This window comes from Thalassobaculum sp., assembly GCF_040219615.1.
Lineage (GTDB): Bacteria > Pseudomonadota > Alphaproteobacteria > Thalassobaculales > Thalassobaculaceae > Thalassobaculum_A.
The window spans coordinates 35,189-56,050 of sequence record NZ_JAVJSE010000016.1; the positions used below are offsets into that span (position 1 = coordinate 35,189).

Genomic DNA, 20,862 nt, shown 5'->3' on the forward strand with positions numbered 1-20,862 from the left:
CTGGATTTGCCGGCTGGCCGATGCAAGTCTGTATCCATGGAGGGACGTTCCGGCATCGGTCGGCTGGTCGGGTCCGTCTTGCTGGCCCTGGCCGGCGGGGCGTTTCCGGACTCGGCGCGAGCCGAGGTTCCGGTCGATCTCGAACTGATCCTGGCGATCGACTCGTCGGACAGCGTCGACGGCCGCGAATACGCCCTGCAGGTCGGCGGTCTGGCCGACGCGTTCCGGGATCCCACGGTGCACCAGGCGATCGGCGACGGGCCGCTCGGGTCAATCGCGGTGGCGGTCGTCGAATGGTCCGGCCGCTACCAGCAGATCGTCCAGATCCCATGGACCCGGCTCGACGGCGCGGCCGCCGCGGTCGCCTTCGCCGAGCAGATCGACCGCCTGCGGCGGGCCTTCGACGAGGGCGTGACGTCGATCTCCGGCGCCCTCGACTTCGCGGCCGAGCAGTTCGCCGGCAACGGGTTCGTGGCGGCCCGCCGGGTCATCGACATCTCCTCGGACGGCGTGCAGAACCAGGGGCGCCGCATCGACCTAGCGCGCGAGGCGACCCTGGCGCGCGACGTCACGATCAACGCGCTGGTGATTCTCAACGAGATGCCCGACCTGGAGGAGTATTTCAGCGAGCGGGTGATCGGCGGGTTCGGCGCCTTCGTGATCGTCGCCAACGACTACCCGGACTATCCGGAGGCGATCCGCCGCAAGCTGCTGCGCGAGATCGGCCAGACGCCGGTGAGCCTGCTGGACCGCGAAGGCGGGCAACTGGCCGTGCTGCCGGCCGTCGGAGGCGTGGCGGCGCCATGAGAGAGCGCCGCGGGGACGGCCGGGGTCCGACGGCGCGCCGTCGCCTGATACATGGCGCGGTCGCGTGGCTGGCGGCGGCCGCGGTCGCCGTCGCGGCCGACCGGGCGGCCGCACTGGACCTGTCGGTCGACATGACGCTGGTGCTGGCCGTCGATACCTCGGCCAGCGTCGATGCCGAGGAATACGCCCTGCAGCGCGGCGGGCTCGCCGCCGCTTTCCGGGACCGCGAGGTCGCCGAGGCGATCGCCGCCGGGCCGCTCAAGCGGATCGCGGTGTCGGTGATCGAGTGGGCCGGCGCCGCCCAGCAGGTCCAGGTGGTCGCCTGGACCCTGGTCGACGGGCCCGGCGGTGCGCTGGCGCTGGCCGACCGCATCGACAGCCTGGAGCGGGCGATCCCGACCGGCGCCACCTCGATCGCCGGGGCGCTGGCGTTCGGCACGGCGCTGCTGCGCACCGCTCCCTACGAGACCGCCCGCCGGGTCATCGACCTGTCCGGCGACGGCCGCAACAACCAGGGCCAGGACGTCGAGGACGTGCGCCGGGTGGTCGTGGCCCAGGGGGTGACGATCAACGGGCTGGCGATCCTCAACGAGCACCCGACCCTGGACTACTACTTCCGCGACCGGGTGGTCGGCGGCACCGGGGCGTTCGTCGAGGTCGCGCATGACTACAACGCCTATGTCGGTGCCATCCGGCGCAAGCTGATCCGGGAGATCCGCAGCCTGACGGTGAGCGGGCGCGACCCCGACCCCGACCGGTCTCCCACGCCCGCCACACGCTTGCCTGAAAGCCGGGTTCGACTGGCGGCCGCCCCGCCAACCGCCCGCTGAACCGTCATGCGCCTGCTGCTCCTCGCCCTGGCCGCCGCCGCCGGATGGTCCGCCGAGATCCGGGCGGAGCCGGTCGATCTCGAACTGGTGCTGGCGGTCGATTCCTCGGCCAGCGTCGACTACATCGAGTTCAACCTGCAGCTCGAGGGGCTGGCCTATGCGTTCCGCGACCCGGACCTGATCGCGGCGATCGGCAACGGCCGCCACGGCGCCGTCGCGGTCGTGCTGATGGAGTGGGCCAGCACCGGCCGGAACGAGATCGTGCTGCCCTGGACGCGGATCCGCGATGCCGCCGACGCCGCCGCCTTCGCCGACCGGATCGACCGCTCGCCGCGGCAGATCCAGACCGGGGCGACCTCGATCTCGTCGGCCATCCGGTTCGCCAACGCGCTGTTCGACGACAACGGCTACGAGGGGACGCGCCGCACCATCGACGTGTCCGGCGACGGCTACAACAACCAGGGCGAGGCGCTGTCCAGCGCCCGTGCCGAGGTGATCGCGTCGGGAACCACCATCAACGCCCTGGCGATCGAGAACCAGGTCCTGGGCCTCGGCGACTATTTCGAGGACCAGCTGATCGGCGGCCTCGGCGCCTTCGTCATCCGCGCCGACAGCTACCGTGACTATCTCGGCAAGATTCGCCGCAAGCTGCTGCGCGAGATCCAGGCGCCGCCGATGTCGTGAGCGCCGTCTCAGCGCGTGAACACTTCCTCCCAGCGGCACGGCAGCGGCTGGCCTTTCGCGAGCAGCTGGCGTGCCCGGTTGCGCTCGGCCTCGTCGAGGTCGGACCACAATTCGGTCGCGTCGCTCTTGGCGTCCGCCGCCCCCTGGGTCTCGGCGACCCGGAGCCACGCGTAGGACAGGCCGCGGTCTTCGGGCCGGCCGGACACGCCCTCGGCCAGCCGGCGCAGCACCCGGACCCCGTCGACGACGTCGCCGGAGTAGATCTGGGCGAGCTTCTGCGAGGCCGGCGCGTATCCCTGCGCGGAGGAGCGGCACAACCACTCGACCGCGGCCCGGGTGTCGTACAGGCCCTGCTGGTCGCCGAGCGAGCAGCACTGCGCCTCGCCGACCTTGTACTGCGCCTTCGGATCGCCCGCGCGCGCGGCCGGAAGGTTCCGGTCGTAGACCACCTGGTCCTTGGTGACGTTCGCGCCCTCCATCGCCACGCCGGCGCATCCGGCAAGAGCCGGCAGCGCCAGCAAAGCGACGATTCGAACGACGGCGATGGTGTTCATGACATTCCCCCAGGTTTCTACGGCGGGGGCGGTCGCCGCGCTTTCGGCATCGAGCCCCCACCGCCGCATCTTAATGCGGTCGCACCCGGCCGTGCATCCCGCCGGTCAGGCAACTGTCGAATTTGCGAGTCGCAGGGCTGCGCGCGCCCCGTTCCGGCCGGATCGCGGATTCACGATTCCATCACGGCCGATGAAACATTTTGCCGGCAGCGGGGTTCTACCGGTGGGGCGATCGGATCGAGCGATGCGGAGGATTGACATGCAGCGCGACGGCACAGGACCAGAACCCGGCGTCGGCCCGGTCCGGGCGGGCGACCCGCAAGGCCCCGCCCATGGCGACCGGCAGGCGACCTGTGGGCCGGAGACCGGCGGGAACGCCTCGGACGGCCGGGCACCCGGTTTCAGCCCCGCCTGGGCGCTGCTGGCGGCCTCGGAGCCCGTTCAATACGCGCCGGTGCTGGGGATCATGCGTCCGACGCTCAAGGCCAGCGTGCCCGTGCCGGAGGCGCTACCGGCCGAGGCCGGCATCGCAGGGACCGGTGACGATCCGGGGGCGGTCCGGCGGCCGATCCTGCGAGCCGACGAACCGGTGCGAGGCTCCCCGCGTCCGGCCGAATCCGGGCGCCCGACGGCCGGTCGGCCGGTGCTGCTCGGCGCCGTGGCGGTGCTGGCGATTGCGGCGGCCGGCGGATATCTCGCCCTCGCCATGAACCGGGATGGCGGCGGGCCGGCCATCGCCGCCGACGGCGCCTCGGCCCCGGACCTGCCTCCGGCCGCCGGCGACGCCGTCGCCCCGCGGACACCGGTGGCCCCGGCCGTGCCCGCCCCGGTCGCGGCGGCTGATGTCCCGTCGCCGCCGGACGTCGTGGCCCGCCAGGCGCCCCCGGTCCCGGTGGAACGGCCCGCCGGGATCGCGGCGGCGACCGCGGAGTCCGGCGCCGCGCCGACGCCGCAGGACGGTCGCGCGATGATCCGCAGCGCGCAGCGCGCCCTGGCCGACGCCGGCCTCGATCCGGGGCCGGCCGACGGGCTGATGGGGCCGAAGACCCGGGCGGCGGTGATGGCCTATCAGCGCCGGATCGGTGTCGAGGCCGACGGCGAGATCGACGCCGCGCTGCTGCAGCGGCTGGCGGCGGCGGAGCGGCCCTCGGACCGGGACATTCCGCCCGCCAGGCTGCCTGCGCCGGCACCCGTCAGGGTCACGGCCGCGCCGGACCCGGCACCGGGGTCCGATCGTTCCGCCAGGCTCGGCGGCATCGACAGCCTGCTCTCGACGTTCCACCGCGTGTTCGGCGTCCCGGACGGCACCCCGGCGGGCCGTGAGGCGATCGCCGACGCCGGCGGCACCGACGGCGTCCGCCGCTGAGTCTCCGGCATCGCCGTGCCCGCGGGGCCGCGTCGGCAATCCGAGACGGCACGGTCGAATGAAACAAATCCCGCCGGGATCCGGTCCTGGAAATGGGACGCGACCGATCCGGACCACCTGCGTCGCGGGTGATGTCCGGGCCGGGCGCGTCGCCGCACCACTAGACCGACCGGATCGGAGGGGAGAATGCGCAGCGGCGGCAATGCGGCAAGGCAGGCAGATGATTCCCGGATGGGCGACCTCCGGATGGGCGGCCTCCGGGCCGACGGCCCGCAGGGCCCAATCCCCGCGGCGCGGTCGGGGCCGATCGCGCCGGCCGAGTTCGAGCCGAACTGGTCGATGCTCGTGGAGTTCCCGGAGCATCGGGTCCGGGACCGGCATCCCGCCGGCGCAGGCCGGGGGCTCGAGGGGTCGGAAGCCCGGCACGCGTCCCCCGGCCCCGTATCCCCCGATCAAGTTCCTCCCGATCCCGCTGCGCCCGACCTCGGGGCCGATCAGCCGGGTCGCTCGGCCGGCCGGCGTCCGTCGTTCCTGCTGGCGACGATGATCTTCGCGGCCTCGGCGGCGGCCGGCGGCTATCTCGCGATGCGGGCCGACCCGGCGAACCCGCCGCCGCCCGCCGCGGTACCCGGGGAGCCGATGCCGGCCGCGCCGCCCGCGTCGGGTCCCGCCTCCGGGCAGGACGCGCCGGACGACGGGCCGGTCGTGGCGCCCGTGCGGGCAATGCCGCCGGTGGACGGATCCGAGGCACCGGCGCCGCCGGATGACCCGCGGCCCGGCGCCGCACCGTCCGACCCCCTGGTCGCGCGGGCGCAGCGCGGCCTGTCGGCCGCCGGCTTCGCGCCGGGCCCGGTCGACGGTGTCATCGGTCCGCAGACCCGGGACGCGGTGCGGAGCTTCCAGCGCCGTATCGGGGTGGCGGTTGACGGCGAAATCGACGCGGCACTGCTCCGGCGGCTCGGCGGGTTCAGGCCGCCTGCCGCCCCGGCCACGGCAGGCCCCCCGTCGCCCGGTCCGGCCCGGATCGCCGACGGCTCGGCCGGCCGCCCGTCCTACCGGATCCCCGGCAGCGGCCGCACGATCGTGCTGTGGGGCGGCAAGAGGGTGTTCGACGCCCCGGAGGAGCGGCCGATCGCCGATCCCGGGAGCGGGGGTCTGCTACGCTAGCGCCGGTCAGCGCGCCTGCTCCAGGGTGGGGGCGCTGTCGGCCACGGTGGTGCGGTGCATGTCGCGCTGCTTGGTGTGGTCGTAGCGCCGGGCCCGGTGCATGACCACGCGGTTGTCCCACATCACCAGGTCGTGCGGCCGCCAGCGGTGGGCGTAGACGAACTCGCGCTGGGTGGCGTGCTCGGTCAGGTCCTTCAGGAACATCCGGGCCTCCGGCACCGGCCAGCCGCGGATCGCCCCGGCATGGGACGCGACATACAGGTTCAGCCGGCCAGTGCGCGGGTGCCGGCGGACCAGGCGCTGCGGCACCGGCTGCCACTTGGCGCGCTCCTCGTCGGTGAACTGGTCGAAGCCGAGCGAGCCGCGCGAGTACAGCTGGCTGTGCTCGGCCACCAGGTCCAGGCATTCCGCCTGGGTCTTCGGGTCGAGCGCGTCCCAGGCGGCCCGCATGTCGGCGAACTCGGTGTTGCCGCCCTCCTCCGGGATTACCCGGGCCGACAGCAGCGAGTATTTCGACGGAGTCGGCTTGAACGAGCTGTCGGTGTGCCAGAGCATGTTGCCGAGGCCGAACAGCCGGCGCCGGTCGTCGCGCGGCAGCACCTTGCCGTTCCTGTCCAGGTTCGAGATGTCGTTGATGTCCATCGACAGCCGCCGGTCGGCCTGCTGCGCGATGTCGCCGGTGGCGGTCTCCATCGGCCCGAAATTCGTCGAGAACGCGTATTGCTGGTCGTCGTCGATGCGCTGGTCCGGCAGCACCAGGACGGCGTAGCGGTCCATCGCGTCCTCGATTTCGGCAGCCAGCTCGGGCGACACCCCGGCGGCGATGTCGAGCCCGGTGACCTCGGCCACGAAGTCGTCGCGGCGGGGATTGATCGGCCGGATCGTGAGAGCCATGGCGTTTCATCCTATGAGATATCGTTGACGGCTTTTGCCCGACGATAGCGCGGCCCCGCCCGGGTTCGCCAGCCCGCGTCGCCGCGCCACCGTTCCCGTGCCGCCGTCCCGTGCCGCCGTCCCGTTCGGCCGTCCTCGGGCTTGTGCGCCACCCCCCGCTTCGCGCTACCCTGCACCGACTTTTGAAACGGGAGTTCATGGAATGCCCGACGCGGATGTCGACGTGGCGATCGTCGGGGCCGGGTTCGCCGGCCTGTACATGCTGCACCGGCTGCGCGGCATGGGCTTCCGGGCGCAGGTGCTGGAGGCCGGCAGCGGTGTCGGCGGCACCTGGTACTGGAACCGCTATCCCGGCGCGCGCTGCGACGTCGAGAGCATCCAGTACTCCTACCAGTTCGACGACGACCTGCAGCAGGAATGGGAGTGGAGCGAGCGCTATGCCACCCAGCCGGAACTGCTGCGCTATGCCGAGCACGTCGCCGACCGCTTCGACCTGCGCCGCGACATCCGCTTCGACACCCGGGTCGCCGCGGCGACGTTCGACGAGGCCGGCCGGCGCTGGGTGCTGGAAACCGAGGCCGGCGACCGGGTGACCGGCACCTGGTGCGTGATGGCGACCGGCTGCCTGTCGTCGTTCAACACCCCCGATTTCCCGGGCCGCGACAGCTTCGACGGCGCCACCTATCACACCGGCCGCTGGCCGCACGAAGGCGTCGACTTCAGCGGCCGCCGGGTGGCGGTGATCGGCACCGGGTCGTCGGCGATCCAGTCGATCCCGATCATCGCGGAGCAGGCCGAACACCTGACGGTGTTCCAGCGCACCGCCAACTACACGATCCCGGCCCACAACACTCCGCTCGACCCCGAGGCGGTGCGCCGGGTCAAGGCGGACTACCCGGCGCTGCGCGCCTGGGGCAAGCGGATGGTGAACGGCATCGCCTTCCACCCCAACCCGAAGCCGGCCGGCGAGGCCACGGCCGAGGAACGCCGCGATGTCTACGAGCGGCGCTGGGCCGAGGGCGGGCTGACCTTCATGGCCGCGTTCGGCGACCTGATGCTGGACGACGAGGCGAACGCCACCGCCGCCGACTTCGTGCGCGGCAAGATCCGCGAGATCGTGACGGATCCCGAGACCGCGGGGAAGCTCTGCCCGACCAACATCATCGGCTGCAAACGGCTATGCGTCGATACCGGCTACTACGCCACCTACAACCGGCCGAACGTCACCCTGGTCGACATCTCGGAGGCTCCGATCGAGGCGATCACCCCGGCGGGCGTGAAGGCACAGGGCGTCGAGCACGCGGTCGACGCCATCGTGTTCGCCACCGGCTTCGACGCCATGACCGGGGCCCTGACCCGGATCGACATCCGCGGGGCCGGCGGCGTTCGCCTGCGCGACAAGTGGCGGGACGGCCCGCGCAGCTATCTCGGGCTGGCGGTCGCCGGCTTCCCGAACCTGTTCACGGTGACCGGCCCGGGCAGCCCGTCGGTGCTGACCAACATGCTGCCGTCCATCGAGCAGCACGTGGAGTGGATCTCCGACTGCTTCCGTTACCTTCGCGGCCGCGGCATCGACCGGATCGAGGCGACCGTGACCGCCGAGGACGACTGGGTGGCGCACAACGCCGAGGTCGCCGGCAACACCCTGCGCTCGACCTGTAGCTCCTGGTATGTCGGCGCCAACGTGCCCGGCAAGCCCAGGGTGTTCATGCCCTATATCGGCGGCTTCCCGGCCTATGTGGAACGCTGCGACGCGATCGCCGCCAAGGGCTACGAGGGGTTCGCGCTCGGGGCGTAGTGCGTCCGTCGCTCCGTGGGTTCCGGCTCGGCCGCACCGGGGCGGTGCGTCCGTCCGGAATGACGACAGTAGGGGCGGCTCGTTGTTTCTTCGTCATTCCGGACCGGACCGCGGCAGGCGGGACGGAGCCGGAACCCACCGGCGCGACCGCCTTCTACCGCGCGACCTTGTGCTCCATGCGGCTGAGCAGGCGGACGCAGGGCCACAGCAGGGCCAGGTAGATCCCCGCCGCCAGCACGATCGGCGACGGGTTGTAGGTCAGCGAGCGCGCCATGTCGGCCGAGTACAGCAGCTCCGGCATCGCCACCACGCTGGCGATCGAGGTCAGCTTGACCACCTCGACGGTGTTCGAGATCAGGTCCGGCAGCACGTTGCGCACCGCCTGCGGCACGATCACCCAGGCCAGGGTCTGGAAGCCGTTCAGCCCGGTCGAGCGCGCCGCCTCCCACTGGCCGCGGCCGATGCTCTCGATGCCGGCCCGGTAGATCTCGCCGTAGTAGGAGCTGGTGTTCAGCAGGAAGGCGATGCACACCGCCACGAACGGGCTCGGGCGGATGCCGGCGAACGGCAGCCCGGCATAGATGAAGATCAGCAGCACCAGCGGCGGCACCGCCCGGAAGAAGTCGATCAGCGCGAAGGCCGGCCAGCGCACCGCCCGCCACCGGCTGCGGCAGACCAGGGCGACCGCCAGTCCGCCGACCAGGCCGAGCGGGATCACCGCCAGGCACAGCAGCAGGGTCATGCCGAGGCCGCGCAGCAGCAGCGGCAGCGCCTGGCGCATGATCTCGAGGTTCAGGAACTGGTCGACGAAGAGCTCCATCGCCGCCCCCTACGCCCTTCCCCAGGCGAATCGGGTCTCTAGCCAGCGCCCGACCGCCACCACCGGGACGAACAGCAGCACGTAGGCCACCGAGCCGATCAGCAGCGGCGTGGCGTTGCCCGAGAAGCTCTGGGCGGTCTGCGCCTGCATCAGGATCTCCGGCACCCCGATCACGGCGCCGAGCGCGGTGTTCTTGGTGATCGCGATGGTCCGGTTGGTCAGCGGCGGCACGGTCATCCGGATCGCCTGCGGCAGGATCACCCAGGTCAGGGTCTGCAGGAAGCTCAGCCCGGTGCTGCGCGCCGCCTCCCACTGGCCCTTGCGGATCGACAGGATGCCGGACCAGAAGATCTCCTCGGCGAAGGCCGCCAGCACCAGCGACAGCACCAGCCACAGCACGGTGAAGCCGGACAGGCTGAGACCGACATTCGGCAGCCCGAAATAGGCGATCAGGATCACCACCAGCGGCGGCAGCGAGCGGAACACGTCGACGAACAGCACGATCAGCGCGTTGAGGGCGCGGATCCGGAAACTGCGGATCGTCGCCAGGGCCAGGCCGCCGAGGATGCCGGTGACCACCACGGCGGCGGCGACCTCGATCGTCACCACCATGCCCGACAGGATGTCCGGCAGGTACTTGTCGATCACGCGCTGGTTCAGGAAGGCGTCGACGAACCGGTCCATGGGCCCGGCCTCAGGCCGCGACGTCGGCGAGGAATGCGCGGGTCCGGTCGTGCCGGGGGGCGCCGAAGATCTGCTCCGGCGGGCCCTGCTCGACGATCAGGCCGTCGTCCATGAACACCACCCGGTCGGCGGCGTCGCGCGCGAACCGCATCTCGTGGCTGACCACCACCATGGTCATGCCGGCGTCGCGCAGCTCGCGCATCGCCGCCAGCACGCTGCCGACCAGCTCCGGGTCGAGAGCCGAGGTCGGCTCGTCGAACAGCATGATCTTCGGTTCGAGCGCGACCGCCCGGGCGATCGCCGCGCGCTGCTGCTGGCCGCCCGAAAGCTGGGCAGGGTAGGCGTCGACCTTGTCGGCCAGGCCGACCCGGGCCAGCGCCGCCTCGCCGATCTCGCGGGCCTCGGTCCGGCTCTTCCCCAGCGCCATGCGCAGCGCCAGGGTGACGTTCCCCAGCACGGTCATGTGCGGGTACAGGTTGAAGGACTGGAACACCATGCCGATGCGCCGGCGCATGGCGTTGATGTCGGTCCCGGGGTCCAGCAGCTCGACCCCGTCGACCCGGATCGAGCCCTCGTCGGGCTCCTCAAGCCGGTTGCAGCAGCGCAGCAGGGTGCTCTTGCCGGAGCCGGACGGCCCGATCACGAACACCAGCTCCTGCGGCCGGACCGTCAGGTCGATGCCGCGCAGCACCTGGAGCGCGCCGAAGCTCTTCTTGAGGCCTGCGACGTCGAGCATCGCCACGGAATCGGGCGCCATAGGACCTCCTCGTGCCGGATCGGGACGGGGCGGGAAGGACGGCGCCGGGGACCGGCGCCGTCGCGCATTGCCGCGATCAGCCGCAGTTCGGCTTGTGCTCGGTCGGATCGTAGCCGGGCATTCCGGGTACGCCGTAGCCCGGGAACACCGTGACCGCCGCCGAGCCCGGCGCCGGCTTGGTACCGAACCACTTCTCGTGCATGGCGGCCATGGTGCCGTCGAGCTTCATGCACTCGATGGCGTTCTCGATCAGCTTGCGCATCTCCGGGTCGTCCTTGCGGGCCGGCGCCGCCCAGACCAGGCCGGTGGAGTGCAGGTAGGACAGCTTGATGCGCGGGTTCTTCTTCACCGCCCAGGCCGAGACGGTGTTGCCGGCGACGTTGGCATGGGCCCGGCCGGCGATGAGGGCCTGGATCGCGTCCGTGTTGGTGCCGAAACTCTCGATCTTCCAGCCGATCTTGTCGGTCAGCCCGCGCGCCCAGCTCTCGTAGACGGAGCCGCGGTTGACGGCGACCGTCTTGTCCTTGAGGTCGGCCAGCGCCTTGATGTCCGGCGTGTCCTTCAGGATCACGAACTGGTAGTCGGTGTTCAGGTAGCCTTCGGTGAACAGCAGGTTCTCGGCGCGTTCCTTGGTCACCGTCGTCGGCGCGGCAATGAAGTCGTAGGTGCCGGCCTGCAGGCCCGGCAACAAGCCCGAGAACTGGGTGGCGTCGATCACGATGCCGCGTCCGGTGCGGTCACCGATCTCGTTGGCGAGATCGATGTTGAAGCCTTCCACGCCGCCGCTGAGCGTCGGCATGGCGTGTGGCGCGAACGTGCCGTCGACCCCGGTCTTGAGGGCCGCGGCCTGCGCGGCGGTCGACAGAAGGATGAGCGCGAACGCTCCGGCGAGATTCTTCATGATGGATCCCCCACAAGAAAACATGCTGTGAACCTCCCTGGGAGCCTGGCGACGCGTTGAGCCGCGTTCTGGAAGGTTGCCCGGGTCGGCGGCCGCCGGCCCGCGAGAAGACGAAGGCTGGCACGATTCTGCCGCGGCGTCCAAGGACACTCGGAGCGGCCCCCGTCAGGCCGCCCGTTGCGGGCCGGCCGTCCCGTCGGCGACCACCACCCGGTTCCGCCCCTGCAGCTTGGCTTCGTACAGCGCGGCGTCGACCCGCCGCAGCCAGTCCTCCGCCGCCTCTCCGGCCTCGACCTCGCCGACCCCGATGCTGACCGTCACCGGGCCGACCAGGCCGAACACATGGGTGGCGATGCCCTGCCGGATCTTCTCGGCCATCACCGCGGCCTGCAGAAGGCCGGTGCCGGGCACCAGCACCATGAACTCCTCGCCGCCCCACCGGCACAGCACGTCGGAGCGGCGGATGCCGGCGCCGACCTGCCGGGCGACCTCGCGCAGAACGGCGTCGCCGGCGTGGTGGCCGAGCTCGTCGTTGACCCGCTTGAAGTGATCGGCGTCGAGCGCCAGCAGCGACAGCGGCGTGCCGTAGCGTTGGGCCCGGGCGACCTCGGCCTCCAGGGTGTCCTCGAAGTGCCGGCGGTTCCACAGCCCGGTCAGGCTGTCGGTGCGGGCCAGCACCTCGATGTCGTGGCGGGCGGCGTGCAGCTCCGACTCGACGCGTTCGTTGGTCAGCAGCACCAGGCCGTAGGCGGCGACGATGTCGGCGACGATCGCCAGGATCAGGGCCAGGCGCACGTTGTCGCTGTCCAGCGGCGCCTCGATCGGCCCGGGCTGCAGCGCGCGCCAGGCGTGGTGCAGCTCGCTGACGCTGAGCAGCACCATGATCGCGCTGAGCAGCCAGAACGCCGGGCTGCGCCGGGCGCTGGCCAGCCGCAGCGGCTCGAAGGCGCAGCGCAGCTGCAGGAGCGCGCGTGTCACCGAGTACACCACGAGACGGCTGTCGATGTCGGGCTCGACGAAGCAGAACCAGATCTGGAACAGCAGGGCGACCGCGACCAGGCCGTAGTTCGTCCAGACCGGGGCGCGGGAGCGATGGAGGCCGTGGAACCGGGCGAGGCCGTCGAACAGCAGCGCCGGCGCCGTCAGCAGCAGCACGTTGGTCAGGAAGATCAGGGTCGCCGAAGGGTCCGGCCCGCGCAGCGCGAACACCATGACACCGAGGGTCACGGCGATCTGCCAGCCGAGCCATTCCCGGAAGCCGCCATATACCCGCTGGGATACGTAGACCAGCGCCATGACGCCGGTCACCGACAGGAAGACCAGGGAGCCGACGAAGGCCAGGGTACGGACGTCGAGGCTCTCGATCATCGGGGTATCGCGAGCGGCCGTGCGGCCGCCAGCAGGGCGTCGCAGTCGAGATGGAGTTCCAGGTGGTCGGCCAGCCGGTCGAGCACCAGGTCGACCGAGGCGTCGAAGCGCAGCGTCGGGTCGCCGTCGCCGCCGAGGGTCCGCAGATAGGCCCGCCGGAAGCCGTCGGCGGCGAACAGGCCGTGCAGGTAGCATCCGGCGATCCGGCCGTCGGCGGTGGCGGCACCCTCGGCCCGGCCGTCGGCCAGCGTCAGGACCGGCCGGGCGCGGTCCGGGCCGTCGGTGCGGCCGATATGGATCTCGTAGCCCTCGACGGCCTCGCCGGTGGCGAGGTGGCGGGCGCCGGTGCGGGTCAGGGTCTTGTCGGCGGTCAGCACGGTGTCGACGTCGAGCAGGCCGAGGCCGGCGGCCACGCCCGGCGGGCCCTCGATGCCGTCGGGGTCGCGCACGCTGCGGCCGAGCATCTGGTAGCCGCCGCACAGGCCGAGCACCCGGCCGCCGCGCCGCACGTGACCGGCGATGTCGACGTCCCAGCCCTGGGCGCGCAGGAAGGCGAGGTCGCCGATCGTCGACTTGGAACCGGGCAGCAGCACCAGGTCGGCGTCGCCGGGCAGCGCCTCGCCGGGACCGACCAGCCGCAGGTCGACCGCCGGCTCGGCGCGCAGCGGGTCCAGGTCGTCGAAGTTGGCGATGCGCGACAGCCGCGGGACCGCAACCACGATCCCCGCACCCGGCCGGTTGCGGGCCGCCGGCCGCTCCAGCGCGACCGCGTCCTCGGCCGGCAGGCGGGCGGCGTCCGGGAACCACGGCACCACACCGAACCCGGTCCAGCCGGTGCGCTCGGCGATGGCGCGCAGCCCGTCGTCGAACAGGCTGGGGTCGCCGCGGAACCGGTTGATCAGGAATCCGGCGACCCGGGCCCGGTCGGCCGGGTCGAGCACGGCATGGGTGCCGACCAGGGCGGCGATCACGCCGCCGCGGTCGATGTCGCCGACCAGCACCACCGGTACCCCGGCGGCCCCGGCGAAGCCCATGTTGGCGATGTCGCCGGCCCGCAGGTTGATCTCGGCCGGGCTGCCGGCGCCCTCGACCAGCAGCAGGTCGGCGCCGTCCGCCAGCCGGGCCGCGCTCTCCAGCACGGCCGACAGCAGCCGCGGCTTCAGGGCCTGGAACTCGCGGGCGCGGGCGTGGCCGACCCGCCGGCCGTGCACCACCACCTGGGCGCCGGTGTCGGTCTCCGGCTTCAGCAGCACCGGGTTCAGGTCGACGACCGGCTCGATGCCGGCAGCCCGGGCCTGCAGGGCCTGGGCGCGGCCGATCTCGCCGCCGTCGGCGGTGACCGCCGCGTTGTTCGACATGTTCTGCGGCTTGAACGGCCGGACCCGCAGGCCGCGGCGGGCGAACAGCCGGCACAGCCCGGCGACGATCAGCGACTTGCCGACGTCGGATCCGGTCCCCTGGAACATGAGCGCGCGTGCCGTCATGGACGGGGATTAGCGCAGTACCGGCCCGGAGGGAACGGCTTGCGTGGGTTCGTCGGCGGTTACTCCATCGGCGGTCGATAAGTCGTTCGGGTAATTCGCCATTCCCAGGTGGGTTCGCCGCGATCGCGGCGGCCGGTGACCGCGATCCGCAGCCAGCGGTCATGGGACAGGGCGGCGCCGACCCACAGTTCGTTCCAGGCGTCGAACACCGCCGGGGCCAGGGCGGGCCGCTCCCGCATCAGCCGCCAGCCGGCCTGCCGGACGATCCAGGCTTCGCCGTCGGCGACCGCCACGGCATCGTCGCCCTGGGCCCGGGCCAGCCGGACCAGGAATGCGGCGAAACCGGCGGCGCCGGGCGCGACGCCGCCGAGCCGGTCGGCCATGGCGTCGAAGCAGTGCATCCCGACCTGGCGCGCGGCGATTCCCGCAACATGGCCGCCCAGGGCCGGGCCCAGGGCCGCGACCGTCTCGGGCAGGATCGAGGTGACGTATTCCATCGCGTAGTTGCGGGACACCCTGCGCAGCCGCGCCTCGGGCCAGCCATCGTCGGACAGTTGCGGGGCGGCGGCCGGATCGAAGGGCGGGCATTGCTCGCCCGGCGAGAACTGCAGGCGCTCTTCCGGGGCCAGGTCGTGCTCCCACTCCCTGTAGTAGCCCTCCAGGCCCGGCTGGCCGTCGACGGTCTGCCCGGTGCACACGAATCCGAGCCGCGGGTTGCCGAGCACCACGCCGTTGTTGGCGTGCCAGCCCAGCAGCATGGCGCGCGAGACCTCGCTCGGGATGCCGCAGACCGCGGTGCCCGACCAGATCCAGCGCGGCGGCGGATAGCGCACCCAGGCCTTGCGGTCGCTCTCACGGACGTATTCGACCTTCACGCCGCCGACCTGGTTGGACAGGTAGTGGTACTGGGCGCATGCGACCGCGTGGGGCGGGCGGTCGAGGCCGAGCTTGGCGAGGCCCGGCAGGAACCGCGCGAGCTGCTGGCGGCGGAAGGTGCGGAACACCACCTCGGCCGCCGGCCCGGCGCCGGCCCGGGTGACCAGCGCCAGGATCAAGCCCGTCAGGTAGCTGTGATACAGCGTCTCGACGGCGGCGTAGCCGGCGACGTCGTCGGGCTGACTTGGGCTGGTCGAGGTCATGCCGATCAGTAGCATTTTCGACGCCCGAAAGCAGGAGGGCCGGTGTCGGGGCGACTGCATCCGACTAGGATGGGCCTCGCTGACCCATGCGTCGGGCATCCGGCGAGACCCTCGATCCAGGAGACCACCATGAGCGACCGGACCGATGCGGCGCCGACCTCCGAGGCGCCGACCCACGAGGCGCCGTACCGGGGCCTGCGGGTGCTCGATCTCGGGCAGGGCGTGGCGTCGCCCTATTGCGGTCAGCTGCTCGCGGTGTACGGCGCCGAGGTGGTCAAGCTGGAGCCGCCCGAGGGCGACTGGTCGCGGCGCCTCGGCACCACCTATGGCGGCCACTCGGCGCTGTCGGCGGTGTTCAACCGCGGCAAGCGCAGCCTGTGCCTCGACCTGAAGCAGGCCGCCGGGCAGCGGATCGCGCGCGACCTCGCCCTGCGGGCCGACGTGCTGATCGAGGGATTCCGCCCGGGTGTCGCCGCCCGGCTCGGGCTCGGCTACGACGACCTGGCGGCCGAGAATCCGGGCCTGGTGTACGTGTCGGTCAGCGGCTTCGGGCAGACCGGCCCCTATGCCGGGCGGCCGGGCTCGGACTCGGTCGGCCAGGCGTTCTCCGGGCTGGTGTCGCTGAACGTCGGCGCCGACGGCATCCCGCACCGGGTCGGGGCGACCATCACCGACGTCTCGACCGGGCTGTACGCCTTCCAGGCGGTCGCGACGGCGCTGTTCGCGCGCGCCGCGGTCGGCCGCGGGCGGTGGATCGACGTCAGCCTGATGCAGTCGACGGCGGCCCTGCTGGGGCACAAGCTGGCCGAGCACGTGCTGGAGGGCGGCCGGCCGCGCGCGCTCAACGTGCCGGCCGGGTCGTACCCGACCGGCGACGGCTGGATCATGGTGACCTTGGTGAACGAGGCGCAGTACCGGAGCCTGTGCCGCGTCGTCGGGCGCCCGGACCTGGCCGAGGACCCGCGCTTCGCCGACTTCGCACGACGCGCCGACGTGGCCGACCAGCTGATGCCGCAGATCGCCGAGGCGCTGCGCGGCGACACCACCGCCGCCTGGCTCGGCCGCCTGCACGCCGCCGACGTCATCGCCGAGCGCATCCTCGATCCGGGCGAGTGGGCCCGGGACCCGCATGTGGTGGCGGCACGCGGGGTGGTCGAGGTGGCGACCGCCGGCGTCGGGGTGGTCCAGGCCCCGCGCACCCCTGGCGCGCCGCTGGCCTGCGACGCCGCCCTGTCCGCGGCCCCGGCGGTCGGGCAGGACAGCCGCGCCGTGCTCCGGGAGGCCGGCTTCGGCGAGAACGAGATCGACGGGCTGGTGGCCGCCGGGACGGTGCGCGAACCGGCCGCGGCGTAGGCGCCGGCTAGGACAGCCTGCGCAGGTCGGCGCGCAGGGTATCCGGGTCGGAGCCGGTGATCAGGGCCTCGACCTTCGCGTGCTCGCTTTCCCAGATCGGGTAGGCCTGGGACAGCAGATCGGTTCCGGCGGCGGTCAGGGTCAGCCGGCGGCTGCGCCGGTCGGTCTCGTCGACCTCGACCCGGACCAGACCGCGCCGCTCGAGCGGCTTCAGCGCGGCTGTGAGGGTCGTGCGATCCATCGCCAGGATCTCGGAGACCTCGCCGATACGCGGCGCCCCGATCCGGTGCAGCGCCATCATCAGCGAGAACTGGCCGTTGGTCAGCCCGAGCGGCCGGAACGCCGTGTCGAACCGGCGTGCCAGCGCCCGTGCCGCCCGCTGCACGTGCAGGCAGAGGCACGCGGCCCGGACCCGGGGCGTCACGCAGAGATCGAGAACGTCACTCTTTGACATGGCGTATTACTGTTGATATCAACTAATTTGTCAAGCAATCCTGCGCAAACCGGGAACCGGAGGAGCGACAGCATGGGCGGAGCCACAGGAACCATCGAGCCCGAACGGGAAGTCCTGGGCATGCTGTCGGCCTGGGCGGCCGAAGCGTCCGCCGGCGACCTCGACGCCCTCATGGCCCATTACGTGCCCGACATCGTGTCCTACGACGCGATCTACGCGCTGCAGTTCCGGGGAACGGAGGCCTACCGGGCGCACTGGCAGGGGTGCCTGTCGGCATGCGAGTCGATGCGGTTCGAGATCCACGATCCGCGGGTCGCGGTGTCCGGCGACGTGGCCTTCGCGCATTATCTCGCGTTCTGCGGCGGCACCGGCCACGACGGCAGCGAGCACACCGGCTGGATGCGGGCAACCGCCGGCTGCCGGAAGATCGACGGGCGCTGGATGATCGTGCACGAGCATTTCTCGGCGCCGTTCGATCCGATCAGCGGCAAGGCACTGTTCGACCTGCAACCCTAGGCCGTCCGCGCTACTCGACCTTGGCCTGGGCGCGATCCTCGCGCCAGCTGGCCAGGGTCTCGCGGGCCATCGTCAGCAGCCTGCGCTCGCGCCCGGTGTCGATCGAGATCGATGCGGTCATGCCGGCGCGGAGCGGCGGGTTGCCTTCGGCCGGCTCCAGGTCGATCCGGACCGGGACGCGCTGCACCACCTTGACCCAGTTGCCGGAAGCGTTCTGCGGCGGCAGCACCGCGAACTCGGCCCCGGTCGCCGGGGCGATCGAGGTCACCCGCGCCCGCCACTTGGCGTCCGGGTAGGCGTCCACGGCGACCTCGACGGACTGGCCCTCGCGCACATGGGTCAGTTCGGTTTCCTTGAGGTTGGCGACTACCCAGGTCTCGTCGATCTCGATCAGCCCGAACGCCGGCTCGCCCTCCTCAAGCCACTCCCCGGGCTCCAGGTGCAGCTGCGTGACGATGCCGTCGGCCGGCGCGCGCACGTTGGTGTAGCCGAGTCGCAGCTCGGCCATGTTGCGCTCGGCCAGCGCTTCCAAAAAGCGCGGGTGCAGCTCGGCCGCCCGCTCCGGATCGCCGCCCAGCTCGGCCAGAACCTTGCGGATCTTTTCGCGCAGTGCCCGCACCTGCTGCCGGGCCGCGGCCACTTCGAATTCGGCCTCGTCCAGCTTGGCGGCGGTGCCGGCCCCGGTCTTGGCCAGGGAGCGCTGGCGCTGGGCCTCGCGCTCGAAGTAGCGCACGGTGGCCACGCCCTCGTCGATCTCGGCCTCGATCTGGCGGAACTCGGCGCGCATCGCGTCGATGGCGTTGCGAACCGACGAGATCTTGGCGTCGGCGATCTGCAACTGCAGCCAGTACGGATCCGGGTCCAGCCGGAACAGAAGGTCGCCGGCCTCGACCCGCTTGTCGTTGCGAACCATGACCTCGGTCACGCGGCCGTCGATGTCGGTCGAGATCGCGATCACATGCGCCTTCACATAGGCGTTCTCGGTGGTGATGTAGCGTCCGGTGAACGCGTACCAGGCGGTCCCGGCGGCGATCATCAGCAACGGCACCAGCACCAGCAGGAGCACCCGGCGAAAGCGCCGGCCGCGCCCACGCCGCGCCCGGGTCTGCGAAGCGGCATCGAGCTCGGACTGCTGGGCCGCCTCGGCCCGATCAGTCATCCGCCGCCTCGCGCTGGGTCTCCGGCGCCGGCCCGCGCAGTTCGTCGAAGGCGTGCAGGTTGGCCTTGATCTGCAACAGGGTGTCCACGAACGTCTCGTAGCGCTCGCGTTCGATGCCCTTGCTGGCATCGTTTCGGATATCCGCGGCGATCGCGCGCAGCGACCGCATCAGCCCCTGCACCCTGTCGGTCAGGTAGACGCGCTTGATCCGGCGGTCCAGCCTGTCGGGACGCCGTTCGATCCACTCCTTCTCCTCGAGCCGGTCGAGCAGACGGCCCAGCGTCGCCTTCTCGAGATCCATGAACGCGGCCAGCTCGGACTGGGTGACGCCTTCCTTGGCATAGAGCGCGGTCAGCACCCACCACTGCGATCGGGTCAGGCCGAGCTCGCGGCCACGCCGATCGAACGCGACGCGCATCAGTCGTGCGACGTCGTGGATCAAGAATCCGAAGTTGCGATGCAGATCGGAACGTTCCATCACGCAATGTTAGTTGGCATGCCAACTGTTGCCAACAGAAAGGTCGCCTCGTCGTATCACCATATCGCTTTGCGGCCGGGGGACCCGCCGGCCGGCCTACAGGGCTGCGGCGTCGTCGTCGCGCAAGGCGTCCTCGAGCGACATCTGCCGGCGCTGGTCGGAGACCGAACGGCCGGTCAGCCCGGGGAAGGTGAGCGTGACGACCGTACCCTGGCCGGGGACGCTCGAGACGTGCAGTTCGCCGTCATGCTCGCGGACCAGCGCCCGGCTGAGCGCGAGCCCCAGGCCGGCGCCCTCGGTCGGGCGCGACGCGCCGACGTCGACACGTTCGAACGGCCGGAAGACGCGCTCGAGATCGACGCTCGACATGCCGATTCCCGTGTCCGTTATTCGGACGGTGACGGCCCGGTCGGGACCGGTCTCGGTCTCCACCCTTACGAGGCCGCCGCGTTCGGTGAACTTGACGGCATTGGTCAGCAGGTTGAGCAGGATCTGCCGGAACCGGACGCGGTCCCCGAGAATGCGCGGGTCGGCGGCGTTGTCGGCGACGCACTGAAGGTCGATGCCGGCGTCGACGGCCCGGCCGTTGACCAGCCGGCAGCATCCCTCGACCTGCTCGACCACGTCGAGCGGCTCGCGCCGCAGGGACAGCTTGCCGGCCTCGACCCGCGAGAGGTCCAGGACGTCGTCGATCAGGGCGAGAAGATGGTCGCCGCTGGCCCTGATGTCGGCGGCGTAGTCGCGGTACTTGTCGTGGCCGATGGGCCCGTACAGCTGTCGGGCCATGACTTCGGAGAACCCGATGATGGCGTTCAGCGGGGTGCGCAGCTCGTGGCTCATGGCAGCCAGGAACATCGACTTCGAGCGATCTGCCGTCAGGGCGGCATCGCGCGCCCGCGACAGCTCCTCGGAGGTGGTCTTCAGCCGGGCATTCTGACGGCCGAGCAGGGCAAGGGCGTCGGAGGTCTCCTGGAGCGCCCGGTCGCGCTCGCGCAGCGCCGCCTGCAGATGGTCGAGCGCCTGCCGCAGCGCGCGCAGCGCCACCCGGTCGATGACCAGATGCAGGCCGGCCGCAACCAGCGCGGCGAACCCGAACACCAGGGCGGTCTCGATCAGGATCGCACGCAGGCTGACGGCGACCACCACCTCGCCGAGTCGGGTGCCGTCCAGCATCACCGACGCGCGCGACCGCAGCACCGGGCGGGCCACCGGCGCAGTCGGGGTCATCAGGACGCCGCCTTCCGGACCGAGCAGGGTTCGTTCCACCTGGATGCCCATGGTCGGCGTCAGGTCGAGCACCGGGAGCAGATCCTTTGGGGCCTGGCGCCAGCCCGCGCCGGCCGTCGTTGCGTGGTCGGCGACCCGTTGTGCGGTCACCGCCGCGTCCAGCACGGCGTGCTCGTGGAGGGCGCGGATGCCGGCGAGGGCGAACAGGGCCGGGATCGAGAACAGGACGACGGTGGTGACGACCAGGGTCAACCGGCGCAAGGTTCGCCGCACCACCGCGATGTCGGTGGCCGGCGTAGATCCCGAGAGGCCCGGTCGAGCCTCCGACTGCGAGCGTTCGGCCGGCGGTAGTTCGGTCGTCATGACATGCCTCGCCCGGCGGAGCTTCGACTACTCCTAGCATCAGATCGATTAACCGGTCG

21 protein-coding genes are annotated in these 20,862 nt (G+C 71.7%); 8 read left to right on the forward strand and 13 right to left on the reverse strand.

The features are described 5' to 3' along the window. The first annotated feature begins 36 nt into the window (after positions 1–36). From RIC31_RS10965 to RIC31_RS10975, 3 genes are read left to right on the forward strand one after another with little or no spacing between them, the layout of a single operon-like run. Positions 37–807, forward strand: coding sequence for a DUF1194 domain-containing protein (locus tag RIC31_RS10965; RefSeq protein WP_350106605.1), 771 nt, complete (start codon positions 37–39; stop codon positions 805–807). Next, entirely contained in the window at positions 804–1,637 is an 834-nt protein-coding gene (locus tag RIC31_RS10970) for a DUF1194 domain-containing protein (RefSeq protein ID WP_350106608.1), read from the forward strand. The genes RIC31_RS10965 and RIC31_RS10970 overlap by 4 nt, the downstream gene beginning before the upstream one ends. A 6-nt stretch (positions 1,638–1,643) precedes the next feature. After that, entirely contained in the window at positions 1,644–2,321 is a 678-nt protein-coding gene (locus RIC31_RS10975) for a DUF1194 domain-containing protein (RefSeq protein WP_350106611.1), read from the forward strand. An 8-nt stretch (positions 2,322–2,329) separates the two neighbouring features. Here RIC31_RS10975 and RIC31_RS10980 read toward each other — a convergent pair whose 3' ends face one another. Further along, on the reverse strand, positions 2,330–2,875 hold the full coding sequence (locus RIC31_RS10980) for an SEL1-like repeat protein (RefSeq protein ID WP_350106614.1): 546 nt from the start codon (positions 2,873–2,875) through the stop codon (positions 2,330–2,332). A gap of 244 nt (positions 2,876–3,119) precedes the next feature. Between RIC31_RS10980 and RIC31_RS10985 the strand changes: the two genes are divergently transcribed. Together RIC31_RS10985 and RIC31_RS10990 are read left to right on the forward strand one after the other, a co-directional pair. After that, complete coding sequence (locus tag RIC31_RS10985; protein WP_350106617.1) at positions 3,120–4,241, forward strand: peptidoglycan-binding domain-containing protein; 1,122 nt, start codon at positions 3,120–3,122, stop codon at positions 4,239–4,241. 543 nt (positions 4,242–4,784) lie between these two features. After that, on the forward strand, positions 4,785–5,408 hold the full coding sequence (locus tag RIC31_RS10990) for a peptidoglycan-binding domain-containing protein (RefSeq protein WP_350106621.1): 624 nt from the start codon (positions 4,785–4,787) through the stop codon (positions 5,406–5,408). Between the two features lie 6 nt (positions 5,409–5,414). Here RIC31_RS10990 and RIC31_RS10995 read toward each other — a convergent pair whose 3' ends face one another. After that, on the reverse strand, positions 5,415–6,302 hold the full coding sequence (locus RIC31_RS10995) for a TauD/TfdA dioxygenase family protein (RefSeq protein WP_350106623.1): 888 nt from the start codon (positions 6,300–6,302) through the stop codon (positions 5,415–5,417). Between the two features lie 202 nt (positions 6,303–6,504). Here RIC31_RS10995 and RIC31_RS11000 point away from each other — a divergent pair, with 202 nt between their 5' ends. Continuing rightward, entirely contained in the window at positions 6,505–8,100 is a 1,596-nt protein-coding gene (locus RIC31_RS11000) for a flavin-containing monooxygenase (RefSeq protein ID WP_350106627.1), read from the forward strand. A 154-nt stretch (positions 8,101–8,254) separates the two neighbouring features. Here RIC31_RS11000 and RIC31_RS11005 read toward each other — a convergent pair whose 3' ends face one another. From RIC31_RS11005 to RIC31_RS11035, 7 genes are all read right to left on the reverse strand, one after another. Further along, on the reverse strand, positions 8,255–8,920 hold the full coding sequence (locus tag RIC31_RS11005; RefSeq protein ID WP_350106630.1) for an amino acid ABC transporter permease: 666 nt from the start codon (positions 8,918–8,920) through the stop codon (positions 8,255–8,257). 9 nt (positions 8,921–8,929) lie between these two features. After that, a complete protein-coding gene (locus tag RIC31_RS11010; protein WP_350106633.1) occupies positions 8,930–9,604 on the reverse strand; it encodes an amino acid ABC transporter permease in 675 nt (224 codons plus the stop codon). 10 nt (positions 9,605–9,614) lie between these two features. Further along, a complete protein-coding gene (locus tag RIC31_RS11015; RefSeq protein WP_350106636.1) occupies positions 9,615–10,361 on the reverse strand; it encodes an amino acid ABC transporter ATP-binding protein in 747 nt (248 codons plus the stop codon). Positions 10,362–10,437: 76 nt separating this feature from the next. Then, positions 10,438–11,262, reverse strand: coding sequence for a transporter substrate-binding domain-containing protein (locus RIC31_RS11020; protein ID WP_350106639.1), 825 nt, complete (start codon positions 11,260–11,262; stop codon positions 10,438–10,440). Between the two features lie 165 nt (positions 11,263–11,427). Then, a complete protein-coding gene (locus tag RIC31_RS11025) occupies positions 11,428–12,630 on the reverse strand; it encodes a GGDEF domain-containing protein (RefSeq protein WP_350106642.1) in 1,203 nt (400 codons plus the stop codon). Continuing rightward, on the reverse strand, positions 12,627–14,114 hold the full coding sequence (locus RIC31_RS11030; RefSeq protein ID WP_350106645.1) for a cobyric acid synthase: 1,488 nt from the start codon (positions 14,112–14,114) through the stop codon (positions 12,627–12,629). The genes RIC31_RS11025 and RIC31_RS11030 overlap by 4 nt, the downstream gene beginning before the upstream one ends. 59 nt (positions 14,115–14,173) lie before the next feature. After that, on the reverse strand, positions 14,174–15,268 hold the full coding sequence (locus RIC31_RS11035) for a hypothetical protein (protein WP_350106648.1): 1,095 nt from the start codon (positions 15,266–15,268) through the stop codon (positions 14,174–14,176). Between the two features lie 114 nt (positions 15,269–15,382). Here RIC31_RS11035 and RIC31_RS11040 point away from each other — a divergent pair, with 114 nt between their 5' ends. Continuing rightward, positions 15,383–16,606: a CaiB/BaiF CoA transferase family protein gene (locus tag RIC31_RS11040; RefSeq protein WP_350106651.1), complete on the forward strand. Its 1,224-nt coding sequence runs from the start codon at positions 15,383–15,385 to the stop codon at positions 16,604–16,606. 7 nt (positions 16,607–16,613) lie between these two features. Here RIC31_RS11040 and RIC31_RS11045 read toward each other — a convergent pair whose 3' ends face one another. Beyond that, the gene (locus RIC31_RS11045) at positions 16,614–17,060 is read right to left on the reverse strand and encodes a MarR family winged helix-turn-helix transcriptional regulator (RefSeq protein WP_350106654.1); all 447 of its coding nucleotides are present in this window, start codon (positions 17,058–17,060) and stop codon (positions 16,614–16,616) included. 72 nt (positions 17,061–17,132) lie between these two features. On the opposite strand from RIC31_RS11045, the gene RIC31_RS11050 reads away from it, so the two are divergent. Then, the gene (locus tag RIC31_RS11050) at positions 17,133–17,576 is read left to right on the forward strand and encodes a YybH family protein (RefSeq protein WP_350106657.1); all 444 of its coding nucleotides are present in this window, start codon (positions 17,133–17,135) and stop codon (positions 17,574–17,576) included. Positions 17,577–17,586: 10 nt separating this feature from the next. Here RIC31_RS11050 and RIC31_RS11055 read toward each other — a convergent pair whose 3' ends face one another. The 3 genes from RIC31_RS11055 to RIC31_RS11065 all read right to left on the reverse strand — a co-directional run bounded on the left by RIC31_RS11055 (position 17,587) and on the right by RIC31_RS11065 (position 20,803). Then, positions 17,587–18,735 carry an HlyD family secretion protein gene (locus RIC31_RS11055; protein ID WP_350106660.1) on the reverse strand — a complete coding sequence of 383 codons (1,149 nt, stop codon included), beginning with the start codon at positions 18,733–18,735 and terminating at the stop codon, positions 17,587–17,589. Continuing rightward, positions 18,728–19,153: a MarR family winged helix-turn-helix transcriptional regulator gene (locus RIC31_RS11060; RefSeq protein WP_350106663.1), complete on the reverse strand. Its 426-nt coding sequence runs from the start codon at positions 19,151–19,153 to the stop codon at positions 18,728–18,730. The genes RIC31_RS11055 and RIC31_RS11060 overlap by 8 nt, the downstream gene beginning before the upstream one ends. Before the next feature lie 156 nt (positions 19,154–19,309). Beyond that, positions 19,310–20,803, reverse strand: coding sequence for a sensor histidine kinase (locus RIC31_RS11065; protein ID WP_350106666.1), 1,494 nt, complete (start codon positions 20,801–20,803; stop codon positions 19,310–19,312). Between the last annotated feature and the right edge of the window lie 59 nt (positions 20,804–20,862).

What these genes read in the sequence shown, in the direction of transcription:
- RIC31_RS10965 (WP_350106605.1), top strand. Translation starts at nt 37, where the DNA reads ATGGAGGGACGTTCCGGCATCGGTCGGCTGGTCGGGTCCGTCTTGCTG.
- RIC31_RS10970 (WP_350106608.1), top strand. Translation starts at nt 804, where the DNA reads ATGAGAGAGCGCCGCGGGGACGGCCGGGGTCCGACGGCGCGCCGTCGC.
- RIC31_RS10975 (WP_350106611.1), top strand. Translation starts at nt 1,644, where the DNA reads ATGCGCCTGCTGCTCCTCGCCCTGGCCGCCGCCGCCGGATGGTCCGCC.
- RIC31_RS10980 (WP_350106614.1), bottom strand. Translation starts at nt 2,875, where the DNA reads ATGAACACCATCGCCGTCGTTCGAATCGTCGCTTTGCTGGCGCTGCCG.
- RIC31_RS10985 (WP_350106617.1), top strand. Translation starts at nt 3,120, where the DNA reads ATGCGGAGGATTGACATGCAGCGCGACGGCACAGGACCAGAACCCGGC.
- RIC31_RS10990 (WP_350106621.1), top strand. Translation starts at nt 4,785, where the DNA reads ATGATCTTCGCGGCCTCGGCGGCGGCCGGCGGCTATCTCGCGATGCGG.
- RIC31_RS10995 (WP_350106623.1), bottom strand. Translation starts at nt 6,302, where the DNA reads ATGGCTCTCACGATCCGGCCGATCAATCCCCGCCGCGACGACTTCGTG.
- RIC31_RS11000 (WP_350106627.1), top strand. Translation starts at nt 6,505, where the DNA reads ATGCCCGACGCGGATGTCGACGTGGCGATCGTCGGGGCCGGGTTCGCC.
- RIC31_RS11005 (WP_350106630.1), bottom strand. Translation starts at nt 8,920, where the DNA reads ATGGAGCTCTTCGTCGACCAGTTCCTGAACCTCGAGATCATGCGCCAG.
- RIC31_RS11010 (WP_350106633.1), bottom strand. Translation starts at nt 9,604, where the DNA reads ATGGACCGGTTCGTCGACGCCTTCCTGAACCAGCGCGTGATCGACAAG.
- RIC31_RS11015 (WP_350106636.1), bottom strand. Translation starts at nt 10,361, where the DNA reads ATGGCGCCCGATTCCGTGGCGATGCTCGACGTCGCAGGCCTCAAGAAG.
- RIC31_RS11020 (WP_350106639.1), bottom strand. Translation starts at nt 11,262, where the DNA reads ATGAAGAATCTCGCCGGAGCGTTCGCGCTCATCCTTCTGTCGACCGCC.
- RIC31_RS11025 (WP_350106642.1), bottom strand. Translation starts at nt 12,630, where the DNA reads ATGATCGAGAGCCTCGACGTCCGTACCCTGGCCTTCGTCGGCTCCCTG.
- RIC31_RS11030 (WP_350106645.1), bottom strand. Translation starts at nt 14,114, where the DNA reads ATGACGGCACGCGCGCTCATGTTCCAGGGGACCGGATCCGACGTCGGC.
- RIC31_RS11035 (WP_350106648.1), bottom strand. Translation starts at nt 15,268, where the DNA reads ATGCTACTGATCGGCATGACCTCGACCAGCCCAAGTCAGCCCGACGAC.
- RIC31_RS11040 (WP_350106651.1), top strand. Translation starts at nt 15,383, where the DNA reads ATGAGCGACCGGACCGATGCGGCGCCGACCTCCGAGGCGCCGACCCAC.
- RIC31_RS11045 (WP_350106654.1), bottom strand. Translation starts at nt 17,060, where the DNA reads ATGTCAAAGAGTGACGTTCTCGATCTCTGCGTGACGCCCCGGGTCCGG.
- RIC31_RS11050 (WP_350106657.1), top strand. Translation starts at nt 17,133, where the DNA reads ATGGGCGGAGCCACAGGAACCATCGAGCCCGAACGGGAAGTCCTGGGC.
- RIC31_RS11055 (WP_350106660.1), bottom strand. Translation starts at nt 18,735, where the DNA reads ATGACTGATCGGGCCGAGGCGGCCCAGCAGTCCGAGCTCGATGCCGCT.
- RIC31_RS11060 (WP_350106663.1), bottom strand. Translation starts at nt 19,153, where the DNA reads ATGCGCGTCGCGTTCGATCGGCGTGGCCGCGAGCTCGGCCTGACCCGA.
- RIC31_RS11065 (WP_350106666.1), bottom strand. Translation starts at nt 20,803, where the DNA reads ATGACGACCGAACTACCGCCGGCCGAACGCTCGCAGTCGGAGGCTCGA.